Annotated in this window: 5 protein-coding genes; 1 reads left to right on the top strand and 4 read right to left on the bottom strand. The window is 73.4% G+C overall.

Annotated elements, in window-relative coordinates; genetic code table 11:
* The 3 genes from ACWEPL_RS57500 to ACWEPL_RS57490 form a co-directional block, all read right to left on the bottom strand.
* Nucleotides 1-799 (bottom strand): histidine kinase (locus ACWEPL_RS57500; protein ID WP_452441659.1); only part of this gene is annotated, 799 nt, incomplete at its 3' end.
* Nucleotides 800-854: 55 nt separating this feature from the next.
* The gene (locus ACWEPL_RS57495) at nt 855-2,486 is read right to left on the bottom strand and encodes an FAD-binding oxidoreductase (protein WP_452441658.1); all 1,632 of its coding nucleotides are present in this window, start codon (nt 2,484-2,486) and stop codon (nt 855-857) included.
* A gap of 97 nt (nt 2,487-2,583) precedes the next feature.
* Complete coding sequence (locus ACWEPL_RS57490) at nt 2,584-3,249, bottom strand: DUF2306 domain-containing protein (protein ID WP_452441656.1); 666 nt, start codon at nt 3,247-3,249, stop codon at nt 2,584-2,586.
* A gap of 291 nt (nt 3,250-3,540) precedes the next feature.
* Between ACWEPL_RS57490 and ACWEPL_RS57485 the strand changes: the two genes are divergently transcribed.
* On the top strand, nt 3,541-4,518 hold the full coding sequence (locus ACWEPL_RS57485; RefSeq protein WP_452441655.1) for an arabinan endo-1,5-alpha-L-arabinosidase: 978 nt from the start codon (nt 3,541-3,543) through the stop codon (nt 4,516-4,518).
* Here the strand turns inward: ACWEPL_RS57485 and ACWEPL_RS57480 are convergent.
* Nucleotides 4,512-6,593, bottom strand: coding sequence for a beta-galactosidase (locus tag ACWEPL_RS57480; protein ID WP_452441654.1), 2,082 nt, complete (start codon nt 6,591-6,593; stop codon nt 4,512-4,514). The genes ACWEPL_RS57485 and ACWEPL_RS57480 overlap by 7 nt on opposite strands.
* Between the last annotated feature and the right edge of the window lie 54 nt (nt 6,594-6,647).

Raw genomic sequence — 6,647 nt, 5'->3', positions numbered from 1 at the left:
GCACCGACCGCCGCGCCTCCGACAGGCTCTCCCTGGCCAGCTTGGTCGCGGCGGCGACGTGCCCGCGCCAGGCCGCCGGATCGTCGCCGGCGTGCTCGGCCGCGCGCAGCTGGCTGACGATGCCGGTCAGCCCCTGCGCCAGGGTGTCGTGGATCTCCCGCGCCATCCGCTGCCGCTCGTCCTGTACGCCGGCGTTGCGCGCCTGTGCCAGCAGGCGTTCGTGCAGGGCCGCGTTCTCCGCCAGCGACGCCGCCAGCCTGCGGTTCGCCTCACGGGCTTCCTGGAGCGCGCGCTCCCGCTCCTCGTTCTGCCGGGCGCCGCGCCGGGCGAACCAGGCGAAGGCGCACATGGGGAGGGCGTTCGCGGCCACGACGGCGCCGTAGGTGGCCAGGCCGGCGACCGTGGTCTTGTCCACGCCGTACGCCTGCGCCGTGCCCGCCACCACCGCCACCGCGCCGACGCCGACCGGCTGCCACGGCCAGCGCAGGAGCCGGAAGGCGTAGACGTACCCGGCGGGGGTGAAGGCCCCGAACCACGGGTCCCTGATCGCCAGGATCGCCATGAGCAGGATCAGCACCGCGCAGAACACCGCCATCACCGGCGCCCGCTCGCGCCAGGCGGGACGGAGCGTGAAGACGCCCAGCATCCACGCCGCCATCAGCGCGCACAGCACCAGGTCGACGATCAGGGACTCGCCCGCCGAACCCTTGATGGCCACGGTGACACCGGTCAGCAGCGCCAGCAGCGCGTACGGCCCGACGGTCAACGCCACGGACCACCGCGCCGGCGGATCGCTCATCCGCGTCCTCCTCCCCGGCGCCTGCCCCCGGCGGACAATCTAGCCCGGATGCCGGTCAACCGGCCTGGGGAGGTTCGACGGCCAGCGCGTGCCGGAAGACGTTGCGCGGGTCCCACCGGGCCTTCACCCGCTGCAGGCGCGGGTAGTTGTCCTTGTAGTAGAGCGTCTGCGCGGGCACGCCCGAGGTGTTCCACGCCGGGTCGGCCAGGTCGGCGTCCGGGTAGTTGATGTAGGAGCCGTCATTGACCTCGCCGGGCACGGGCACGCCGCCGGTGCCGGCGTACACGTCGCGGTAGAACTCGCGGACCCAGGCGAGGTTGGCCCTGGCCTTCTTCTCCTCGTCCCAGACCGTCTGGTAGACCGCCTTCATGACCACGTCGCGCTGGGCGATCGCGGTGGCCCCGGGCGCCACCGCGCGGACCTGCCCGCCGTAGCCGACCAGCAGCATGCCGGCGCCCGGCCCGCCGGTCTCGTTCTCCAGGTTGCGGTAGACGGCCGCCAGCTGGGTCTCGGTGAACGAGCGGCGCAGGTAGCCGGCCTTGATCTTGTACCGCCGGGTGATCACGTCGCCCGGCTCGCCGCTGCCCGGCCAGGTCATCCGGTGCAGCCACGGCATCGTCCGCCGCTGGTCGTACACCGGGGTGAGATCGACCCCGTCCGTCACCGCCGACACGAAGCCGGTCACCATGTCGCCGGCGCCGGGCAGGTCCGCGTCGATCTGCGCGACCAGCATGACGGTCCCGCCGGAGCGGTGCGAGGGCTGGAGGAGCCCGTACAGCCCGGCGTAGGGGGAGCCGGGCGCGCTGTTGCGCTCGTGCCAGGTCCCGAAGTTACGCATCAGCCCGGTGAGCGCCTGCTCGGTCATGTGCTCCCAGGACCAGATGACCACGTGCTGCACCATCCGCCGCGGCGCCGGGGGCAACAGCCGGGACGGGTCGGTGCCGGTCGCGCCGGGCGAGCGCAGCCAGTACCGGGTGACCACGCCGAAGTTGCCGCCGCCACCGCCGGTGTGGGCCCACCACAGGTCGTGGTTCGGGTCGTCCGGGTCGCGGGTGGCGACGACCGCGCGGGCGGTGCCGTCGCGGTCGACCACCACGACCTCCACGCCGTACAGGTGATCCACCACCGAGCCGTACCGCCGGGACAGCGCCCCGTACCCGCCGCCCGCGAAGTGCCCGCCGGCGCCCACCTCCGGGCAGCTGCCACCGGGGATCGTCACGCCCCAGCCGGTGAGCAGCGTCCGGTACACGTGACCGAGGGTGGCGCCGGGTTGCACGGAGAACGCCCGCCGGCCGGCGTCGTAGCCGACCGCGTCCATCGGGGACAGGTCCAGCAGCATCCGCACCGCCGGGTCGGCGGTGAAGTTCTCGAAGCAGTGACCGCCGCTGCGCACCGCGACCCGCCGGCCGGACCGCACCGCCTCCTGCACCGCGCGCACCACCTGCTCGGTCGACCCGGCCACGCGGATCTCGTCCGGGCGGCCGACGAAGCGAAAGTTGTTGCCGCGCAGCAGCTGGTCGTAGCGGATGTCGCCCGGACGTACGGTCACCGGCCCGAACGCCTCCGGCGCGGCCTGGGCCTCGGCGTCGCCCGTGCCCAGCAGGGTGACCGCCGCGGCGCCCGCACCGGCGAGCACCCCACGACGGCTCACCGCCGCGCCCGTATTTCCCTCGCTCGCTTCTGGCATGTGTTCTCGCTCCTTCCGACTGGCTAGGGGCCGTCAGCCTCTCAATCCGGCAGCGAGCCACACATCCGTCCATGTCATGAATCGGCGGCTGAGCCCTTCACCCCGCCGAACGGCTGATCCGCCCCACCGACCGGCTGACCGGGGCCGTCCTGCGGATGGCCCATTCGGCCGCGGCGAGATTGATGCCCCAGGCCAGGCCGTGGAGCAGGGCCCGGGTGACGCCATAGGGATCGGCGCCCGCGGCCGCGTACCAGGCGGACAGGACCACCGCCTGCGTGCCCGCGCCCATGGCGAGGGCGTACGCGCGGATCATCCAGGCGCGGTGCCGGGCGACGTCGCGGCGCAGGATCGCCGCGAAGCCGAGGACGAGGGAGCCGGCCATGGCCGAGCCGGCCGCCAGCCGGAAGACGGTCAGGAGCCCGGCGTCGCCGGCCGGGAGGTCGGAGAAGAGGGTCATCCACAGCCCGGCGAGGGCCGCGACCAGGCCGGCCGGCACCAGCACCCGCCCGGCCGCCCGATGCCAGGCGGGCCTGCGGCGGCGGAATCCGGGCGCGAACTGGAAGGCGCCCAGGACGCTGTAGACGGTGACGCCGGCGATGTGCAGCAGCACGGGCGCGGGGGCGGCGATGAAGCGGGCGTTGTCCGGGGTGATGGCGGCGCCGCCGGCCAGCTCGGCCGCGCGGATGGCGCCCGCGATCACGGGGACGGCGCTGAGGACGAGCAGTCCGGCGGGGATGAGCCGGCCCGCCTTCGTGTGGGTCATGGCTCGATGGTGACAATCGCGGGGGCGCCGGTTCATCGGCGTAAGGGCTCGTGCTGGTTCGGCCTTTCGGCCGCCGGCGGGGTAGTACTTTCGGCCCTCGGACCAATGGGAGCGTCGCACGGGCGCACGCCTGCGCGAGCTGAACGAACCGCCCTCGTCATGAGCGGCGCGCGGGTCGGGTGTGAAAGTTTCAGGCGCCCGACCTGCGAGGGCGGCAGGCGTGCTTGACACCACTCATGTGACCGGTAACCCTGACTGTCGCAGTCAAGCCCCCACCGCCGAGGTCACGTCATGTGGAAACGAGCTCTCGTCGCCCTCCTGCTCGGTGCCGCCGCGGTGCGACCCGAGCCCGTGCCGCTGGCCACGCCGACCACTCCCCCGGCGGCCTATCCCAACCCCGGACGGGTGACGGGCGACATCGGCGTGCACGACCCGAGCGTGGTCAAGCGGCCCGACGGCTCCTACCTGCTGGTGCACACCGGCGACAACATCACGATCAAGACCTCGACCGACCGGACCGCCTGGCACAACGCCGGCGTGGTCTTCCCCGGCGGCGCGCCGTGGACCACGTCGTACACCGGCGGCAGCGCCAGCCTGTGGGCGCCCGACATCTCCTACCGCAACGGGCGCTACTACCTCTACTACTCGGCCTCGACGTTCGGCTCGCGCAATTCGGCGATCTTCCTGGCCACCAGCACCACGGGCGCGTCAGGCTCCTGGGCGAACCAGGGCATGGTCATCTCGACCACCTCGTCGAGCAACTACAACGCCATCGACCCGAACCTCGTCGTGGACGCCCAGGGCCGCTGGTGGCTGTCCTTCGGGTCGTTCTGGACCGGGATCAAGCTCATCCAGCTCGACCCCGCCAACGGCAAGCGCCTCGGCACCTCGATCACCGGCCTGGCCCAGCGCACCGGCACGACCGCGATCGAGGCGCCGTTCATCTTCCGGCACGGCTCGTACTACTACCTGTGGGTGTCGTTCGACGCCTGCTGCCAGGGGGCGAGCAGCACCTACCGGATCATGGTCGGCCGTTCGACCAGCGTGACCGGCCCGTACGTGGACCGCAACGGCGTCGCCATGACCTCGGGCGGCGGCACCCAGGTCCTGGCCGGGCACGGGAGCGTGCACGGGCCGGGCCACCAGGCGGTGGTCCCCGACAGCGACGCCGAGGTGCTCTACTACCACTACTACGCCGACAACGGCGCGCCCCTGCTGGGGATCAACCTCCTCGGGTACGACAGCGCGGGCTGGCCCTTCGTCTACTGACCCGCCACGGACCGGAGCACGGCGACGCCCGAGGGCGGCAGCGTGACGGACTCGACGTCCTCTCCCGAGAGGGCGTCGGTCCACTCCCCGCCGGGGGTCACGTCGTGCTTCTCGCCGGTGTGGTTCAGCAGGATCAGGAAGCGGCGGCCGGCGCCGGCGCGCACGCTCGCCTGGACCCCCGGAGGCAGCCCTTCGACGGCGGGCGTGACACCCGCCTCGGCGAGCGCCCGCGCGAGGACCGCCCGCATGGCGGGCTCGTCGAGGCGGGTCGACAGGTAGCGGGCGGTTCCCTCGCCGAAGTCGTGCCTGGTCACGGCCGGGCGGCCGTCGGGACCGTCGAAGACGACCTCGGGCTCGGCCCCGGTGAGACGCAGGTCCTCGCGCCACAGGTCGGCCGTCCCCTCGAGGTGCGCCAGCGCACCGCAGCCCCGTACGGGGAACGTCTCGTGCTCGGCCGCCGGCCAGAACTCCTCGACCCGCACCCCGAGGACCTCACGCAGCGGCGCGGGATAGCCGCCCAGGTGGACCCGGTCGTGCTCGTCCACGATCCCGCTGAAGAACGAGACGACCAGCGCGCCGCCGCCGGAGACGTACGCCGAGACGCGCCGCGCGTCCTCGCCCGCCAGCAGGTACAGGTTGGGCACGACGACGAGCCGGTAGCCGGTCAGGTCGGCCGACGGCGGCACCACGTCCACACCCGCGCCGAGCTCGAACAGGGGTCCGTAGTGGTCGAGCAGGCGGTCCTGCTGGCGCACGCCGTCGGAGGGGTGGGAGTCGAGCTCGAGCGCCCACCAGCTGTTCCAGTCGAGCAGGATCGCCACCTGGTTGCGCACCCGCGTGCCGGCCAGGTCGGGCACCGCGGCCAGCTCCCTGCCGAGCGCCACGATCTCGCGGTAGACCCTGCTGTCGGCGCCCGCGTGCGGCACCATGCCGGAGTGGAACTTCTCGGCGCCGCCCCGTGACTGCCGCCACTGGAAGTAGAGGACCGCGTCGGCGCCGTGCGCGACCGCCTGCCAGCTCCACAGCCGCATCTGGCCCGGCTGCTTGACGGCGTTCCTGGCCCGCCAGTTCACCGCGCTCGGCGCCTGCTCCATGAGGATCCACGGGTCTCCGCCGCCGGCTCCGCGCATCGTGTCGTACACCAGGCCGGGGCCGAGGTGCGGCCGCTCGTCGTGGGGGTCGGGGTAGGAGTCGACCGCGACGACGTCCAGCCCGGGCGCCCAGTCGAAGACGTCCACGGCCTTCAGGCCGGCCAGGAAGTTCGTGGTGATCGGCACGTCGGGGGTGACGCGCCGCAGGATGCCGGCCTCCAGGTCGTAGCAGGCGCGCAGCGCCTCGTTACTGAAGCGCAGGTAGTCGAGCTGCTGGGCCGGGTTGGGGTACGTCGGAGCCACGCGGGGCGGCCGGATGTGGTCGAAGGTGGCGTAGCGCTGCGCCCAGAAGTCCGTCGACCAGGCGTCGTTCAGCGCCTCGATGTCGTCGCCGTACCGCTCGCGCAGCCAGCGGCGGAAGTCGTCCGCCGACACCTCGCAGTAGCAGGCGGGGATGTGGCAGCCGTACTCGTTGCCGACGTGCCAGAGGCCGAGGGCCGGGTGGCCGCGATAGTGCTCGGCCAGCCGCTCCGCCAGCAGCGCGGCGCGTTCGCGGTAGACCGGGCTGGACGGGCAGAAGTGCTGCCGCCCGCCGGGGCCGAGCACGGTCCCGTCGGCGGTGACCGGCAGGATCTCGGGATGCTCGTGGACCAGCCAGGGCGGCGGCGAGGCCGTCATGGTGGCCAGGTCGGCGGTGATCCCGTGCGCGTGCAGGTCATCCAGGACCTGGTCGAAGAGGGAGAAGTCGTACGCGCCGCGCGCCGGCTCCACGCGGGCCCAGCCGAACACGCCGACGGTGACGAGGTTCACCCGGGCCTCGGCCATGAGGCGCAGGTCCTCCGCCCTGGTCTCGGCCGGCCACTGCTCGGGGTTGTAGTCGCCGCCGAAGGCCACGCCGCCGAGCCGGCGCCGGAGCCGGTCGGCCGGTGACGGGGCGCCGGCGGTCCCGGGGACCGGGCTGACATCGCGAGGAACGGCGTTCATCGTCGGCGGGGGGGGGGGGGCCGGGGGGGGGCGGCCGGCCGCCCGCGGGGGTGG

The organism is Nonomuraea sp. NPDC004186, assembly GCF_053603495.1.
This window is presented reverse-complemented; position numbering and strand designations above follow the sequence as displayed.

Excerpts from the sequence above, each read along its gene's own strand:
- ACWEPL_RS57495 (WP_452441658.1), bottom strand. The coding sequence starts at position 2,486 with ATGCCAGAAGCGAGCGAGGGAAATACGGGCGCGGCGGTGAGCCGTCGT.
- ACWEPL_RS57490 (WP_452441656.1), bottom strand. The coding sequence starts at position 3,249 with ATGACCCACACGAAGGCGGGCCGGCTCATCCCCGCCGGACTGCTCGTC.
- ACWEPL_RS57485 (WP_452441655.1), top strand. The coding sequence starts at position 3,541 with ATGTGGAAACGAGCTCTCGTCGCCCTCCTGCTCGGTGCCGCCGCGGTG.
- ACWEPL_RS57480 (WP_452441654.1), bottom strand. The coding sequence starts at position 6,593 with ATGAACGCCGTTCCTCGCGATGTCAGCCCGGTCCCCGGGACCGCCGGC.